Below are 17,379 nucleotides of genomic sequence, written 5' to 3'. Positions count from 1 at the left end.
CGCATTAAATAAATACAAATTTTTTAAAGTTTCCATATGATAATTTAAGAAACCACACAGACATAGGCAAATAAGGACCAATATCAAAAGGAAGTTCATCCCTTTTAAATGATTTTGGCTTTTCGTAAAATTCCCACCACTTCCTCTTACGTCCATACAAATGATTTATAATTTCAAAAATAGCTATAAAAACACCTGCACCAGAATAACGTTTTATACTACGTTTCCCTATAAATAACAACGATAGCCATGGTATCAGTATAATAGTAAAATTAAAGACTTTATGCTTTTTTGAAGTCATTAGGTTAGTTCACCTCAATTTGAATGATCAAATCATACATAAAGTATAAAGTTTCCAAACTATACTTTTTTATGCCGTCACATACATATACAAAAACCTAACATACTATGACAGATTCTACACTTGGAATTGTTTTGAAAATGAAAAAAGCCGAGAGCATGAAAACCCCCGACCCATTAATATTATAGCAATAGAAGTGATTTTATTAATTAGTAAAAATTCCTAAAATAATTAACAAGACGGTATCCGGAGGAACCCGGCTTTGTTAAAGCACCCGTTTGTTGAATAAGCCGTTTAGTTTCTACCCCATTTATTTTCAAAAATGAGATGTTCTAACGAACGCCTTTTTTCCCAATTAGCTAATTCTAAAATAGGTTTTTCTGGATAGTGATTAGTGTAACCGATAGATATAAGAGCAATAGGGTCAATATGTGGTGGTATTTCTAAAATATCTCGAATATCATTCTTTTTATAAAAACTTACCCACCCCATCGCAAGTCCTTCAGCACAAGATGCTAACCACATATTTTGAATAGCACAGGCTGTTGATAAAATATCTGTTTCAGGAATTGAATTTCGCCCTAATACATGTGAACCTCCCCTTGTTGGGTCACATGTTATACAAATAGTTACAGGAGCTTCTTTTAAACCCTCAACTTTTAAATCAAGGAATTTCATTTCTTTTTCCCCTTCATAATGAATAGCTAATGCTCGTCTTTCTTTTTCTGCCGCCCAGGCTAATTTTTCTTTAATTTCGTCAGAGGAAATGATAATAAAGTTCCAAGGTTGCATAAAACCTACTGAAGGTGCATGATGAGCTGCATTTAATATTTTATGTATCTTGTTTTCTGGGATAGGAGTTGACAAAAAACTTCGAATATCTCTCCTATAATAAATAGCTTTATAAATTGCATCTCTTTCTTCATTAGAAAACATTAAATTTCTCTCCCTATCAAATAATGAAGAACATTACTCGTTCTTCCTCCTGCATGGAACTATTCTACATTTATTATTGGATTTCCTTCTTACACTATCCTGCCACGTTTGTTCAACAAGAAAAATGACCGCCGCAGCGATCATTGACAGAATCCCATATGTAACTCAAGCTACCCGTTAGCCATCCATGAAGCGCAAAAATCAGCGCTTCACCACAGAGAATGAAAATTAATCTTGGAGTCTATACTGTTTTAATGCTGGCGAAGAAGGTCTTTGAACTATGGTGCCTTTGAGCCCATCCGTTAGTCTGACTCCAACGACCACGGTGTACCACCGACTGTCGCGCCCATTTAGGGGTAGCACTTATGGGAGATTAATCCTTTTTCTGGTTGTTGCGCCAGCTTTCCTGATTTTATTTTAAATAGAAAGGTATTACTATTTCGTTTTACCAGCTAACCTTATACTCTTTCTTCAAGAGGCTCAGCCTTTTTTTAAAAACTGGTTTTTCTGGGTCTATTTTTTCATGCCCTTTTTTATTTTTTATTTTCATGGGAGTTTAACAATAGAAAAGGACTGCCACAGCGAACATATCATCATGTCTTGTTTTCCGATAATTAAACGATAAAGATAGTTTCTATTACCTTTGAAAAAGACGATATGTTAAAATTTAGTAAAAAGGAGAGGGATTATGAAAAAGAATGTTTTTCCGATTGTTTTAGTTCTTATTGGTGTGTTAGTGGGTGCACTTGGTTATTATTTCTTTACAAACGTATTTATCCCTAATATGATGTAATTTGCCTCAGAGGTTGTCTGAGGCTTTTTTATTAGTTAGTTCTTATTAAAATCCTACCCTTCTTCAACTAAACTGCATCTTTAGTTTAAGTAAAAATCTTCACAATCTACTTTGATAAGTTTTCTAATTCCTCCTGATCTCTTTAATAATATAGCCGTATGTCCAAAACGCCTCCCTGAATAGACACTCTATTTCAAACACAAAAAGGCTCTAGGGATCATACCTTAGAGCCAATTCTTTAAGAACTAAACAAACTTATTTAACAGCTTCTTTTAATTCCTTGCCTGGTTTAAAAGCTGGAACTTTAGAAGCAGAAATCTGAATTTCTTCACCAGTTTGTGGGTTACGACCTGTTCGAGCTGCACGCTCACGCACCTCAAATGTGCCAAATCCAATCAACTGGATTTTCTCTTCTTTTGCAAGAGTATTAGAGATGGTTTCAAACAATGCATCAACCGCATTTGCAGCATTTATCTTTGTTAACTCTGTTTGTGTTACAACAGCATTCACTAATTCTGTTTTATTCATATTCAAACACCTCTTCTTTTTATTTTTAAATTATGTAGGGATAAAACATAACATATGTTCTACATGTTTGTCATTAAGTTCGTCGTGATCCCACACATGATAGTGATGAATGGAATTTAATGTATGGCGACTCACTAACATATTCACACTTTGAAGCATCAGTAAATCGACAGGTACCATATCTCAGCAAGCACAAGTGACCAAAGCAAGGACCAGCCCCTTGGCGGCTTGCAATTTACTAGACAGTTACTTTATTAGGCACATTCCCTAAACTGATTTGGAATAAAGTTTAATTAAAAACAACTCACAAATCCCTATTCTATAGAAAATAAACCGAATCCAATTTAAAAAAGTTTAATCAAATTGGATTCAGTTCTTTTTGAATAAACATTTAGTTTTATAAAAAGTTTGATTAAAACTCACATAGAATTCTTTAATTGAAAAGGAATAAAACGATACAACTTTTTGGTAAACGGTATAACTTTCTTTAAAACGGTACATCTTTTTTATAAACAGTACGACTTTATTTCAAAGGTACACCTACCATTTAGTAAAAAAAGACCGCCATATAGACGATCTCCTTTGTGTTAAAGCATCCGTTTGTTTAAGTGCAATCCTTCACAATCTCTTCTACACCTTAATATAACTCCAATCCCTATTAATTGTTGTTGTTCCAGAATCCAGTACAATACAGAAAGACGCCTTCTTATTCAAGAAAAGCGCCCGATTGCTGAAGAAAGAAAAAACCACGGTGATTAACTAACGATGTATAAAATCATGGTATAGAGAAAATTGTGAAGCGAACGAAAGGTCGGTTTATTAACGTTTTAAAATCTATCAATTTCCTAAATTCACTGATTATGTAAAATAGTTCTATAAAACATAAAAAAGCTAGCTTTAAAAAAAGAACTCCAGACTTTTAAGCTTGGAGCTCTAATGAAATCTGTAAAGTAATTTATCTCGTCGCTTTCCTCCCCACTAATCCCCAATACAGAATTAAACTGAAAATCGTAATGAGTGCAAGAACAAATAGGACATTACTATACATGGAAGCAACCGGATTGCTTATATAGCCAAGAAGATGGGTGCGCATTGCTGAATGGTCCATCATGGCTGCAGTATAAGCAATTCCGATCGATGCAGCAACATTAAGAATCAAATTAAAAATTCCGATAGCAGTTCCTGAATTTTCTTTTGCAATCGTGCTAATGCAGGAATCGAGCATTGGTGCGTACATAAACGCAAATGAACTAGAAAATAAAATCATGGATACAACAAAAATCACAACAGATGTTTTTACAAAAAATCCACCTAACAATAGACTTACAATAATACCAGCCATAGCAATGGTAATACATTGCCTGCTTCCCATCACTCTCGCAATTTTTCCTGAAAGTACTCCAACCGTTGCCGCTAATACATATGCTGGAATTAATATTAACGAAATGGTATCAAGCTTAAAACCATAAATTTTTTCAAGTAAAAACGGAAACAAGAAAATATACGCTAATTGAACTGAATAAATAACAAATGCGACTCCAAGCAACGAGAGAAACTGCTTATTTTTGAAAAACGAAATTCCGATGAAAGCTTTGGAATTCTTGCTGGTATAAGCAAGGAACAAGGCAAAAGTCACAATAACCACGAGAAGATAAATCCAGTTGAAATCTGTAATGTATAATAATAGCGCTGCAGAGATTACTCCAACTAAAAATAATCCTAATACATCCACATGAGTGTCCTTCCCCTCTTCCTTAGGAAGATATTTTAAAATAAAAGGAAGGATGAGAAGAGTGACTAATGGAACTAAAAATAAAGATGTCCAATGGAAATAGGTAGAAACATAACCACCAGTCAATGCACCGATAATCTGTGATAGCGCAAAGCTGCTCGTACTTAATCCTAAAAACTTCTTTTGTTCATTTGCAGGCAAATGTTTCGTTACAAAGATCACATAGAGTGTCTCAGCTGATGCCAAACCAGCTGTTTGAATAATCCTTGAAACAACTACCAGCAAAAACGATTGTTGAAAAATATAGCCCAAAACGGAGCCGGCACAGATTAAAATAATCCCGACGCTAAATAGTTTTCTTAGACTAATAGAATCTGCCAAGGTCGCGTAAACTACTGCCCCAATTCCAATCACTAAACCAGCTAGGGTTGCCTGCCAGCTTACGGCTGTTGCTGAAATATGAAAATCCTTTGCCATATCGACAGAAATAATCTTAAACGAATTATCAATGACTAAACATAGTAGAAATAACAATAAGATAATAGGTACTGCTTTCTTGACATTATCTTCTTTAGCTTCTGCTATGGTCGCATTTGCACTTATTGTTGCCATACATTCCTCTCCTTACTATCTCTCTTAGTAATCAGTCCATAATCACCTATTAGTCGGAATCAAATGCCTGACAATCCGATATTCAGTGCTTAAGCCAGCTCCAAGGCAATTTCCACCATATTGGTAAAAGCAACTTGTCTCTCTTCCGGTGTCGTTTGTTCATTTCGAATAATATGATCGCTTACTGTTAAAATCGTAAGTGCATTAACTCCCGCATAGGATGCATTCATATAAAGACCAGCCGTCTCCATTTCCGCACATAGAATCCCCATTTTACGCCACTTTTCCAAGGCTGTTTCATCCGCATTGTAAAAAATATCGCTCGTAAGGACATTTCCAACATGTACAGGAAGACATTTTTGATCAGCTGTTTTTTTTGCTTTTTCCAATAAGGCAAAGGAGGCAATATTGGAAAACTCTCCAGGAAGATTGAATTGATGAACATAACGGGAATCTGTAGAAGCGCCCATGGCAAAAACGATATCATATAGATTCATATGTTCCTGCATGGCACCACAGGTACCAATGCGAATCAAATTCTTCACACCAAATACATGGATCAGCTCCCATGAATAAAGGCTCATACTCGGCATGCCCATTCCTGTTCCCATGACAGATATTTTCTTCCCTTTATAAGTTCCTGTGTATCCGAACATATTACGGACGGAATTGAATTGAACGGCATTCTCTAAATACGTTTCGGCAATAAATTTTGCTCTCAATGGATCTCCCGGTAAAAGAATAGTTTCAGCAATCTCTACTCCTTTTGGTTTAATATGCGGGGTTTCCTTGTGAATCGTTGTACTCATCATTGTTCTCTCCTTCTCATTGTTTACTAGGAAGTATTTGCGTTAGTATTATCAGGTTTGTATCCGCTGTCATCCTGATGTATACAACTATACAATGTTGTATAGTTGTATAAATACTTGTATATATCTTAACAATGAAAAGGATATCATACCTTTTATATATCGACAACCCATCTTTTTTTGAAAATTTGTTTTTTTGTAGCAAAAAAGCAGTGTGTTTTCGTAGGAAACACACTGCTTTTTTACGTTATAAATTTATTTAGACGCATTTATCCTAATTTGACTAAACTCTGTTGGGATATAGTATTTATTATAAACAACAGGATATTTATCACTAATAAAAACACTTTCTAAAATCAAATCACATTCTTCTCCGCCAAAAATTTGATATTTTAGCGATGGAGTATTGACGGAGTTGGAACGTTTGATTTCAATAGAAGCGGAATTAGCGAGTTCGTATACATTCTCTTCTAACATCTCCAATAATTGCACCTCATTCTGCAAATCTAGATTTAACTCGGATACGGCTTCTATTGGCATCATGGTTAAAGCATAGGCGACAACCTTATCGCTGCTTTTATACCAGCGTTCCAATGCTACCACTGCCGTCATTTCTTGTCTTAATACTTGTCTTGCATAATCCGTTACTAAGTCAATCCGGAAATCGAGTTCAACCTCCTCGATTTTTTCCGTATAGCATTTATACAAGGGGTTCCCCAATTTCTCCAAGCCATCGATACTTTCATTTTGATGAAATTTAGTAATAAAATTCCCTTTACCATGGACCTTCTTAACCAATCCATCTTCGTGCAAAAGTGCCAAAGCATGTCTCAAGGTCATTCTGCTGACACCAAATACTTTGGACAATTCAGGTTCTGTTGGCAGCCGGCTATCAGGTGGAAACGTTCCATCCATGATCAGTTTATACAATTGATCATACACCGTGACGAATAACGGTTTTTTCGTTTTATTGAGTTCATTAAGTTTATTGTTCATTTTTCTATACACCTATAGTTTTCTTAATTCATAAATGTGCGATCCATTTCTGATCGATATTCACATAATGTTTCCTTTGTTCTATTGTACCTTACTTTCCTAACGAAATTAACCTTCAAAAATTCATCATGCTTATGCCAATGCAATTAGGGGTAGCGTCAGGAAAATCCGGATTTGACAACGTTAAGGAATTTTCAATATTAAAAGCCTCATTTCTCAATTTAATGCTGAGAAATGAGGCTTTTTTGTTACTCCATAAACGCACCCGATTGTTGATCACAAGTTAAACACCACTCCTCAACCTGCTTCTTTAGTTGACTAACAAAAGGGATCGCAGCAGCAATCTCGTTTTTAACATAAATACCCGTTAACTTAATAAGTTTCCCAGTGAGCATCATAATTTTCTGCTTCTTCTCCCCGACTTAATGATAATATTAACACCCGTAGCTTCGCCACCATCAATTTGGTTTTCCATCTTAGAGATATCAATATTTGTCTCAATTATTACACGCTTTGTCCCATTTCCTCTTAACTTGACCCTATATGGAGCAGTGTTATTCATGAGAGATACCATAGGTATTTCGTCTTCAAAGGAATATCGTTTATAAAATTCAATGGTAAACTGAACATCATTTTTGCTGTAATTTTTAAAAGGAAGTTCACACACCCCATGTAAGGTTGTCTCATTAGTCTTATCAAAACTACATTTACTATCATCTAATTCATATGAAATTGCGTAAATACCAGTAGCAAAAGTTTTTTGAAATGAACTGGCTACGAAAGTAGGAGTAAAAATTGCTATCATAATAGCAGTAATAACTAATCGAACATGATATTTTTTTAAAGATTTCACGAGAAAATACAGGCTAAATATTAGTTATAATAACGACGTAATTCCTACATAATTTATTCCATTTGCCGATTGAACAGGTATATCAAATACTGAAACAATTGTCTCCATATGGGTTTACATCAGGGAAAGGGAAATTTAATGCCATAGACGCAAAAAAAGGAATAAGTGCAATAAAAAAATATTTCTTAACTTTTATCAATACGACCACACTCACTTATGGAAATCAATCAGAACAGAATTAAACAACAGGTTTGTTTAGCAAATATATTTCGTTTCAACCATAAGTCTAACATTAAAAAGCCCGAAATTGGTTATATTTAGAAAAATCCCTTTTTCAATAATCTACTAAACCTATAACAATTGCAATGCTTAATAAACCAATCGTATCAGGACCCCATACTGATCATACCTCTTTTTTAGAGTAATAGTATCAGTATCTCCAAGCTTTAGAGATTAATTGAGATTGTTTTGAATTTTTTGCATTAGAACCCATTTTTTTCCCCTGTTTTTATATTCAGTTTCCTTTTATACTAGAATGAGTTTAACAATGAGGTAAACTGTATGGAATATACTAAAAATTTGCTCTTACAAGTAATGATTATTTTGATTCCTGTCTTTTTTTATTCTATGTATTTAACCAATCGTCATCAATTCATCGAAACGAAGCGTCAAAAATTAATTTTCAGTTTCTTGGCAATGATTACGTTAGTATTGTGCATGTCCTTCCCAATCTATTCGGATGTAAACGAGCGAAATGATCTACGGTTTGTAGCACTCATGATAGGTATATTTTATGGAGATGGATACGCAACAGGTATTGTTCTCACGATTATTTTATTGTTGTATCGTTGGTACTTTGGAGGGACTGGTTTTTATTCAACGGTATACGAAATCTTGTTCCTCTTACCCATGTTTTTTTTAGCATATCCACGTTTCGTCCAGCAAGATCGAGCAGGTCGAATGAAACTGACTTGGAGGATAACATTGGGGATGTCCTTGATCTTCATCCTCGTGGATTTGCAAGACATGGAATTGTTCAGCACACTTCAGGAAGTTTTAACGATATGTGTTGCCACCTTTGTAACTATTTTTCTGATTGAAACCTTAAGGGAAAATTCTCAGTTACACATGGAAGCTCAACAGGCGGAAAAATATAAGATACTCGGAGAATTGGCGAGTTCCTTTGCTCATGAAATTCGAAATCCTATGCAGACCAATCGAGGATTTCTCCAGTTACTTCTACAATCTCCAATTTCAGAGACGTATAAAGGGTATGTTCAAATTTGTATAGAAGAAGTAGATCGGGCAAATGACGTCATTACCGAATATCTTTCGCTTGCCAAGCCAGAAGCGGATATGAACGAGTCCGTCGATGTTTGCGAAACAATACAAACGGTCGTCAATATCCTCTACTCCTATGCTTTAGAACGAAAAGTAAGCATAGAGGTCCGACTTCCGGAGCAAGAGTGTGTGATATTGGGTCATCCCCAAAAAGTGAAACAGGCCTTCCTCAATATCATCAAAAATGGCATCGAAGCGATACATCAAGGTGGTGCGGTTTCCATTCTCATGAAACAGGAATCACAGCATGTGCTGATCCAAATCCAAGATGAGGGAGTCGGGATGAATGAAGATGAAGTGAAACGTCTTGGACAACCTTTTTATTCTCTGAAAGAAAAAGGAACTGGTATAGGACTCATGGTGAGCTATCGCATTATCGACTCGCTTCATGGAAAAATCATCGTCCAAAGCCAAAAAGGAAAAGGAACCACATTTACCATTCGGTTCCCTCTGTATAATTGTAAAAATACGCCATTAACTGACAATAATGTGCGTTAGCTAAAAATAAAAGTATATGAACCGACAGGAGTTAAAGGGTATTGGATCGTAGATAACCGTACTGAGACAGTTGAAGTACTTATCTTTAAAGAAAGTGGATATTATCAACTTGTCTTTCAAAGTATGAAACAAGTTTTCAATCTCGTTTTTCAGATTGGGGTAGAGTCAGGAAAATGCGGATTTACAACGTTAAGGAAGTTTCAACCTAAAAAAGCCGATTTCCAATAAGAAATCGACTTTTTTATTTACCCTTCTTTCACTAGAGCACTCCTTGTTATTCTTTTCCGCTAAACTCTAAAATATTTAAACCCTCGGATGCCTCTGGTGCTTCAAAAAATTTAGTAACATGAATAAACACTGCTTCCGTGTCAAAAGCTGCTCTTTCGGGTTGTTCGTTACGCCTTTGTGCAATTTGACGTAAGCATTGCTCGTTATTTAGATTCAGGAAAATTAGTTGATGGCTTGCATTGACCTCTGACGCCATATCCAAAAACCATTTTCGCAGTTTTTGAGTGTTAGCTGGAAAATCCATCACTACATCTGTACCAACACTTAATATGTTTTGGACATGCTTTTTCACCAACGGCTTGAGCTGCGCTGAGAATTTTAGATAGTCCTCAAATGATGCAATCTGATTGGGATAAAGAGATGAAAGCCATTCATCCTCAGACAACAGTACCGCATGTTTATCTTTCGCCAATTGTTGTGATTTAGTTGATTTTCCAGCTCCCATTTTTCCACAGAAAAAGTATAGCGTCCCCAATTGTTTCATATTTTTAAACCCCCCGCGCTTATTTTAGTTTAACCTTTTTACCTCGTTAGTTCCCATAGACATTCTCCTCTTATTAATATTTAGACGTTAAGATTTATATCCAATTTACTTATTCTACCAATTTCTTTTATATTCCTTCTTTAACAAACCTGCCTAGTTAGTTAAAGAAGCTACAATAAATACTTTATACATAATCTTACTGAAAACGTACAAAAAGCAGTGTAATTACATATGTGAAACACACTGCTTCTATAACTATTTATATATTTGTTTTTTTACTATGCGGGTACCTCAAATGAGAACGGCTTAAGAAATAAGCTAAGCATTTTTTTATCGCACGTTGGGGCTCTGACCCTATCCTAAAATCTAATTATAAATAACTTCACTCCGTCTATATTATTTTATTTTATAACAAGCCTCAAATTGGAGATTCCTTGTAACATAAAGTACTATTAAATTAATATTGTTTTTCAAAAATTTATAATGCTGCTACAAAGTTGCTTGTTTGTTGGTAAAAACCCATCATACAGTTTTGTGAAATATAAATTTAAAATTACTATTCCCACAGAACTATTAGAAGGAGGATATTATGAGCGAAAATATTAAAACTTATGAAGCTGAAGGTATCAAAATATTTTGGAAATCCAATATTTGCAAACATGCAGCAGAATGTGTAAAGGGATTGCCCAGTGTATTCAATACCCAGAAAAGACCTTGGGTATCACCACAGAATGCCACAGCTGAAAAAATCATGGAAGTGATTGATCGTTGTCCAAGCAGAGCACTTACTTATGAGCAAAAATAAACAGAACTAAAAAAGTTAGGAGAATGTGGAAATGACTGAAATTAAAATGGGCAAGAATGAATTCTATATTGAAGAATCTAATGAAATTATTGCAAGAATTCAATTTATCCCAAGCGGAAAAGATGTAAATGGAAGAAATTTAATTATTGTAAACCATACAGTTGTATACGATGGACATAATGGTCGTGGATTAGGCAAAGAATTAGTAAACAAGATAGCTGAATATGCAAGAGATGAAAACTTATATATTATTCCTGTATGTCCTTACGCAAAAAGTGTTCTTGAAAGTAAGGAAGCGTATCAAGATGTACTAGCAAATTAATGCCATTTTATTAAAACAGCGATTAATGCGGTTCTAGGCAATAGTTCCTATAGCTCCCTTGTAAGAACTGTATAAAGGATTACTTTAAATTATTTTTTTTAGGATGAAAAGAGAGATTACAATAACAAAATAATGTTGGTCCAAACCAACGAAAAAATAAAAAAGGTTAGTGAACATCTCACTAACCTTCTACCACCTATTTTCCACTAATCTCGAAAACTCTCACATTGCCGGACACTTCATTTGCTACAAGTAGCAATGGATTTCCAGTTGGACTATCCTTTGCTTCCACTAAGGAAAGTCCTTCCGGGGCCAGATCTCCACTTGTTGCAATATCGTTTCCTGCAAAGTTTCTTACGTTTATATAATCATAGAACTTTACATTTTCGATATCTGTTACATCATACATCATAATGCCGCTTATTCTTTCTAAACCGATAAAGGCAAATGTTTTACCATTTACTTTCATAACCTTAATATCATCAGGCTCAGGTCCTTTTTTTCCGCTTCTTGAATCTAGTTCAGTTTTGTTGTTGGATGAATTAAACGCATCAGGAAAAAGCTTACCTGTTATTTTCTCAAAATCACTTCCGCTATCATATACTTGTTCCATTGTTTCCGCGTCCCAAATGGAGAAGGAGCGGCCGCCATATATATAGTTCTTACCTGCTTCTAGCCCGTCTCTTTCTGAATTTAAGATACTATCAATTTTGTATTTTGTACCAGGGAAGGTATAAGAACCGGTGTCTACATAATCTCCCCATTCTCTTGCATCCCCTTCATTCGCTGTAAAGATGTAATTCTTGCCGCCAATTTTTTGTGCAGCAACCCCGTCAGGCATGTAGGTACCATACAGGTTCTGTGTGGATAGTTTCACTTGGCCATCCTTTAAAGCATCTAGCGCATTCTTTTCAAGATTATAATCTTTAAAACCAAGTCCCATTCACAATTACCTTCGTAATCAAATACAGGGAAGAGGTTAATATTTTATTTTGTTAATAATTCGTAAATTCTAATAGCTCACGACGATGTGAACAGCTTTTCCATCAGGTCACCTCTCCCTTAAAAAATGGCCCGCTTTAGCTGGAAAACTCATAAATTTCTTCCTCATTTCTTGAAATGAAATCACATCATTGGCCCGAGTTACTTAATCGTTCCCATCCCGCCAATTGTTACACTTACCTTGACGTTTACATCAGCCTTTGAAAAGGCTTGCCCCCATTGATTTTGGACTTTTTTCCACTCTGGATACGTATAGGCTCTTGCATAAATCCCAAATCCAAACGGGTCAATGGTGGCGGTTTGCGTTTTCTTGATTAAGCGCTCGAAATCTGCTTGCAGTATCGTTTCTATACTCTTTTGCAGTTTCACTGTGTCCTTCCGTACATTGAATGGAAAAAGCCGTTCTGTAATGGCAATTCTCATTTTTACCTCTGTGTCAAAAATAAAATGATCGTTATACCTTACCTTTGTTTTTAACTTGATCCTCGGCGTACTAAAGCTGATCCAATGTTTATCCTGTCTATTCGATTTCAAAGGAACTGAAATGGTAAATGGGAAATCTCCTTTTGTTTTATGCTGAAGGATGCGTAATAATTTGTTTTCAGGCGGTGTTATGCTTAACTTATATCTTCCCTTTTCATCCAGCAGAGCCGTGCCTGTCAACATGATTTTACCGTCTTTTTTCATCTCAGTAATACTTGCTGTCATCCCTTTTTCCGTCGTTTGCTCATGAAACTCTTGAATGGTCGTTTTTACAGCGACATTTCTTCTGAAGGCTGTATCAACTAAATTAGTTAAATATAATGGGAGACGAGGCTTGTCTTCTGGCTTGAAAAAAATCACATCCGAAACAGGTCCATCTACGGCGACCACGCGTGTGGTTACCGTATTTTTGGGGTCCCGATAAAAGGGATCGAGATAATCAATCCAATTTTTTCGTTTTAACAGCTTTTTTCCGATTAAGATTAATTGCGTTTTGCTTCCTGATGTTAAAGCCATTACGGTTTGATCAAACAGTTCCCTGGAATCTCGAATCGTAACAGCCTTCACTTCGACTTTCTCCTCTTTTACCTTTGCTTCTTTGTTAAACACCGGACTTGACATGAACACCACTAAATTGTCATCCTCGTCCAAGTCTAAACCAAGTATTAGTGACAAAGTGACATCTTCAACATACATTTGGTCCACACATCCGGTCATCAACATAGCCACAAGCGATAGGCAAAGCAATATCTTCCTTTTCAATGGCTTACCCTCCGACGGAACTTTTCATATATCCAGCTATAAACCCATAAAAAGGGCGGGGCAACGAATGCCAATACCAGCCCGCCTTTGACCACCTTCTTCTGCCACCCTTCCGAATCAAACCAAGTAGGATCGAGCCAAAATACCGATCCAATAAGAATCAATAATAAAATAATCACGTAATTGCTGTGATCTTGTTTTCCAAGTAATTGACTAGAACAAAACGCTGCAATGTATACGCAAGGAATCCAGGCTGTAGAAACAACAATCAGATATACAGCCAATAAAACCATGTCAAAACGCTCCAAAAAACGAAATTCAATAAGTTTAAGTAAATTCAGTACAGGTTGATTAAATTCAATAATCCCATCGGGGCTAAAATAGGCAAAGCAGACGACCGTCACAAATACATAAAACAACATCGTTAAGGTGTTTGCAATCGTGATTCCGAGCACCGCATGCTGCTTTTTTTGTAAAAAGGGGTACAAGAAGAACGCTACTTCAAATCCCAAAAAGGAAAATACAGTAGTCGGCACAGCAGATAAAACTGGTTGCCACCCTTCTTTAAGCAAAGGAAGGAAATGGAGCCAATTTCCATCCTTTAGCGGTATCAAAAAAAACAGAGGAATCCACAATACCATATAAAAGGATAGTTCCGAGTACCTGCCTAAAACGCGCAAACCGTTACGGGCAACAAAAAAAGTCGGAATCGAAAATAATAGCAAAATGATATAACCAGGGGTTTTAGGCAGAAACCATGCCTTGATATAGAGACTGGCGTTTACAAGAATGGTCCAAGCGTAAAATGCAAAGTACACCATGTAAAAAGAGAAAATCACTTTCCCCAGTATTTTTCCGAAAAAACGTATTAGAATTTCGAAAAGGCTGTCCTCAGGGTATTTTGCAGCGGTTTTAACTAAAAAAATGCTGGCAGCCACAGAGAAAAGCCAGCCAATTAGAATAGCAATCCAACCGTCAGTTCCAGCTTTTTCTGCCAGTATGCGCGGGAGAGATAAAACTCCCGTCCCCACCTGTGTTCCATTAATCAAAAAAATATACTGCATAAGCGTGATTTCATTATAGGCATATTTCTTCATCGTTTCACCTTTTAGTGCGATTTCGCCCTTGTCGAATAGTTGAAATTGCCCCCGTTCCTTTTGGGCGGGTTTTCATTGTCCATAAAGGAAAGCGCAGAAATGCATCCTTCATATCTGCAAATCGGAATGGAGCAAGAGGAGTTCCATATGGTGTGCCTAATGATTCAAGACTAACAAGATGGGCAACTACTGTCATCCACCCTACCACAATCCCTACAATTCCAAACATCGCGGCGGATAGCATCAGTGGAAATCTTAACAGTCTAATGGACGAACTCATATCATAATTAGGGATGTTATAAGAAGCGATGGCTGTAACGGCAACGACGATAATCATAATGTTGCTGACAATTCCCACCTCAACAGCCGCCTGCCCAATGATAATGCCACCTACAATGCCGATGGTCTGACCAATTGGAGTAGGCAGTCTTAATGCAGCTTCCCTCATCAATTCCAAGATTGTCTCCATAATTACCGCTTCCAGCACAGGCGCGAATGGAACTTGTATCCTTGATTCAGCAATCGAAAGTAAAAGCTCCATCGGGATGACTTCAAAATTAAAGGAAATAAACGCAACATAGCTGGCGGGAAAAAACAAGGTAATTATAAAGGCTAAAAATCGGCTTACTCGGATAAAGGTAGAAATTAACCAACGGGAACCGTAATCATCCACAGCCTGAAAAAAGGACATAAAATTTGTCGGAGCAATCAATACGCTCGGAGAACGGTCCAAAACAATCACAAATCTTCCCTGGAGAATTTGGGATACTGCTGTATCAGGTCTTTCGGTCAACATTATTTGCGGGAAGGGTGAATAAGGATTGTCTTCAATGAACTCGATCAGTTCGCCAGTATTAATGATCGCGTCAACTGTAATTTTTTGAAGCCGTGACTCCAATTCTCTTAGCACGTCTTCAGATGCCACATCTCTTAAATATAAAAGAGAAACCTTTGTTTTTCCTCGTAAACCGATTGTCATTTCTTTCAGTATTAATTCGTGATGGGGAATATACCTGCGAATTAATGCGATATTCTGACTCCCTGTTTCCACAAACCCTTGATGTGCACCTTTAAGAGCGATTTCGTTTTGAGGGTCATTCAGTTGTCTTTGCGGCCATCCTTTTGTATCTAATCGATACCCGGTGTTTTGTCCATGTAACAATAAAACGCTATCTCCATCTAGAATCGCACTTTCGATCTGGCCCCACGTATCGACGACTTCTACATCTCCAATTGTAATGGGCAGTTCCTTATCAAGTTCGAAAGAGCTGTCCATCAATGGCTTCAGAACATGATTATGAATCGCATCTTTATCCGTCAATCCGGGCAAGTACACCAAAGCGGCCTTCGTTTTACTCGATGCGATAGGAAAGCGACGAATCACTAAATCCGGGGCTTGAGAAAATAGCAGTTGGATATTCTCTATATTTTGAGATAAATCAGAGTCCAGGACATCATCTTCCATATTTTTTTTCTGATGATTAGAACTATAGCTTGCTTGATGGAACCGAGAAGAGCGCTTTCCTCTTAAAAACTTCAGAAAATATGACATCAACTCCGTCCCTTTCTGCAATTGCTTTAGATTATGTTTTTAGTATGCATTTTCTAAGGAAAAATATTCTAATCCTTCCCCTAAGTATTGCCTTTTTACCGAAGTTACAGAAGTTAATTTTCATGGTAGTTGATCAATCGCCCTAGTAAATTGAATTTGATTTATTGTTTCACCGAACTTTCTTAAAAAGAAAAGCCGCCAATGGGTGGCAGCCAGTTTAGTTGAAGAAATCTTACTGTTTATATGGGTTTTTAAGTACCTTTTGCATAAATAGTTCGGGATTAACATTCTGTTCAAAACCATATTGACTATATAATGAATGTGCATCATTAGTAGCTAACATAAATCTACGAACACCCTGTAATTCGGATTGATTTGTGATAATATCCATTAACCATTTTGATAACCCTAATTTCCGATAATCTGGTAATATAAACACATCACAAAGATAAGCGAACGTTGCTAAATCAGTAATTACCCTTGCAAAACCAACTTGTTCAAAACTGTCTTTTCCTGCTTCACCTTTATAAACTCCAAAACATAGCGGAGATTTTTCAATTGCCTTTTTTACTATTTGCTTGGGTATGCCCTTTGACCAGTATGCTTCTTGACTCAAGAAGTTATGTATTAATGGTAGATCTAAATACTCTTTATTTGTGGAAATTGAAAATCCTTTATTAACCCACATATCCAATTTAAGTCCCCCGCAATTCTTTAAAAGTTCTGTAATAAATTAAACACCTGAACTAAATTTTGTTCAACTAATCTACTAGTTAGTACAAAAAGATAGGGGATAGCAAAACCATCCCCTAATTCACCTCTTGGACCCGTTAGTTACATAAGATTTAGACAAGAAAAGTTTTAGTGTAACAAGTTTTTACTTACCTTTTTCTTTTTTTCTTGAGTTTTCTTTTTGACTTTGGCTTTATCCAAAAGAAAAAGCGATCATAAGACTTTTTTTGAAGGATGAGTATCCAAATAAACTCGATTAGTTGCCACAGCACGATAGAAACAAGAAAGGCAAGGCTGATGTAAGACATCCAAAGAAAACATTTTTCAATTGGAAGATCACTCATTAGAAGCAATCCAAAAATCAAAACATTCAATAGAAAGATTCTCATTTTGTATCTCATAGAGATTTTCACCTATTCATTTTTTTCTCTACTAAATAATTCTATCCTTTAC

The 17,379-nt window shown here is 36.2% G+C and carries 17 protein-coding genes; 3 read left to right on the top strand and 14 right to left on the bottom strand.

The window, feature by feature from the left end; translation table 11 throughout:
- Nucleotides 1-4: 4 nt before the first annotated feature.
- From QNH17_RS29885 to QNH17_RS13900, 8 genes are all read right to left on the bottom strand, one after another.
- Complete coding sequence (locus QNH17_RS29885; protein ID WP_349632575.1) at nt 5-301, bottom strand: hypothetical protein; 297 nt, start codon at nt 299-301, stop codon at nt 5-7.
- 294 nt (nt 302-595) lie between these two features.
- Nucleotides 596-1,237, bottom strand: coding sequence for a 5,6-dimethylbenzimidazole synthase (bluB, locus tag QNH17_RS13930; RefSeq protein ID WP_097974747.1), 642 nt, complete (start codon nt 1,235-1,237; stop codon nt 596-598).
- 1,048 nt (nt 1,238-2,285) lie between these two features.
- Nucleotides 2,286-2,558, bottom strand: coding sequence for an HU family DNA-binding protein (locus QNH17_RS13925; RefSeq protein WP_283879230.1), 273 nt, complete (start codon nt 2,556-2,558; stop codon nt 2,286-2,288).
- Between the two features lie 955 nt (nt 2,559-3,513).
- Nucleotides 3,514-4,902: an MFS transporter gene (locus QNH17_RS13920; RefSeq protein ID WP_283879229.1), complete on the bottom strand. Its 1,389-nt coding sequence runs from the start codon at nt 4,900-4,902 to the stop codon at nt 3,514-3,516.
- Nucleotides 4,903-4,991: 89 nt separating this feature from the next.
- Complete coding sequence (gene deoD, locus QNH17_RS13915) at nt 4,992-5,711, bottom strand: purine-nucleoside phosphorylase (protein WP_283879228.1); 720 nt, start codon at nt 5,709-5,711, stop codon at nt 4,992-4,994.
- A 255-nt stretch (nt 5,712-5,966) separates the two neighbouring features.
- Nucleotides 5,967-6,707, bottom strand: a complete 741-nt coding sequence (locus QNH17_RS13910; protein WP_283879227.1) for a GntR family transcriptional regulator — start codon at nt 6,705-6,707, stop codon at nt 5,967-5,969.
- Between the two features lie 248 nt (nt 6,708-6,955).
- Nucleotides 6,956-7,105, bottom strand: a complete 150-nt coding sequence (locus tag QNH17_RS13905) for a hypothetical protein (protein ID WP_283879226.1) — start codon at nt 7,103-7,105, stop codon at nt 6,956-6,958.
- Entirely contained in the window at nt 7,102-7,560 is a 459-nt protein-coding gene (locus QNH17_RS13900; RefSeq protein ID WP_283879225.1) for a hypothetical protein, read from the bottom strand. Before QNH17_RS13900 ends, QNH17_RS13905 begins: the two co-directional genes overlap by 4 nt.
- 561 nt (nt 7,561-8,121) lie before the next feature.
- Here QNH17_RS13900 and QNH17_RS13895 point away from each other — a divergent pair.
- Entirely contained in the window at nt 8,122-9,399 is a 1,278-nt protein-coding gene (locus tag QNH17_RS13895) for an ATP-binding protein (RefSeq protein ID WP_283879224.1), read from the top strand.
- A 274-nt stretch (nt 9,400-9,673) separates the two neighbouring features.
- On the opposite strand, the gene QNH17_RS13890 is transcribed toward QNH17_RS13895, so the two are convergent.
- The gene (locus tag QNH17_RS13890; protein WP_283879223.1) at nt 9,674-10,171 is read right to left on the bottom strand and encodes a P-loop nucleotide/nucleoside kinase family protein; all 498 of its coding nucleotides are present in this window, start codon (nt 10,169-10,171) and stop codon (nt 9,674-9,676) included.
- A 589-nt stretch (nt 10,172-10,760) separates the two neighbouring features.
- Between QNH17_RS13890 and QNH17_RS13885 the strand changes: the two genes are divergently transcribed.
- Both QNH17_RS13885 and QNH17_RS13880 read left to right on the top strand, forming a co-directional pair.
- On the top strand, nt 10,761-10,976 hold the full coding sequence (locus tag QNH17_RS13885; RefSeq protein WP_283879222.1) for a (4Fe-4S)-binding protein: 216 nt from the start codon (nt 10,761-10,763) through the stop codon (nt 10,974-10,976).
- 31 nt (nt 10,977-11,007) lie between these two features.
- Nucleotides 11,008-11,298 carry a GNAT family N-acetyltransferase gene (locus QNH17_RS13880; RefSeq protein ID WP_026564936.1) on the top strand — a complete coding sequence of 97 codons (291 nt, stop codon included), beginning with the start codon at nt 11,008-11,010 and terminating at the stop codon, nt 11,296-11,298.
- Nucleotides 11,299-11,494: 196 nt separating this feature from the next.
- On the opposite strand, the gene QNH17_RS13875 is transcribed toward QNH17_RS13880, so the two are convergent.
- From QNH17_RS13875 to QNH17_RS13855, 5 genes are all read right to left on the bottom strand, one after another.
- Nucleotides 11,495-12,241 carry a choice-of-anchor I domain-containing protein gene (locus QNH17_RS13875; protein WP_283879221.1) on the bottom strand — a complete coding sequence of 249 codons (747 nt, stop codon included), beginning with the start codon at nt 12,239-12,241 and terminating at the stop codon, nt 11,495-11,497.
- A 200-nt stretch (nt 12,242-12,441) separates the two neighbouring features.
- Entirely contained in the window at nt 12,442-13,545 is a 1,104-nt protein-coding gene (locus tag QNH17_RS13870) for a Ger(x)C family spore germination protein (protein ID WP_283879220.1), read from the bottom strand.
- Nucleotides 13,542-14,642 (bottom strand): GerAB/ArcD/ProY family transporter, encoded by a 1,101-nt coding sequence (locus QNH17_RS13865; RefSeq protein WP_283879219.1) that lies wholly within the window; start codon nt 14,640-14,642, stop codon nt 13,542-13,544. The genes QNH17_RS13870 and QNH17_RS13865 overlap by 4 nt, the downstream gene beginning before the upstream one ends.
- Before the next feature lie 4 nt (nt 14,643-14,646).
- A complete protein-coding gene (locus QNH17_RS13860; protein ID WP_283879218.1) occupies nt 14,647-16,194 on the bottom strand; it encodes a spore germination protein in 1,548 nt (515 codons plus the stop codon).
- Nucleotides 16,195-16,426: 232 nt separating this feature from the next.
- The gene (locus QNH17_RS13855) at nt 16,427-16,882 is read right to left on the bottom strand and encodes a GNAT family N-acetyltransferase (protein ID WP_283879499.1); all 456 of its coding nucleotides are present in this window, start codon (nt 16,880-16,882) and stop codon (nt 16,427-16,429) included.
- Between the last annotated feature and the right edge of the window lie 497 nt (nt 16,883-17,379).

Source organism: Neobacillus sp. SuZ13 (assembly GCF_030123365.1).
Lineage (GTDB): Bacteria > Bacillota > Bacilli > Bacillales > Cytobacillaceae > Neobacillus.
Note: the sequence above shows the minus strand (reverse complement) of the source record. Positions and strands in the feature narration are given on the sequence as shown.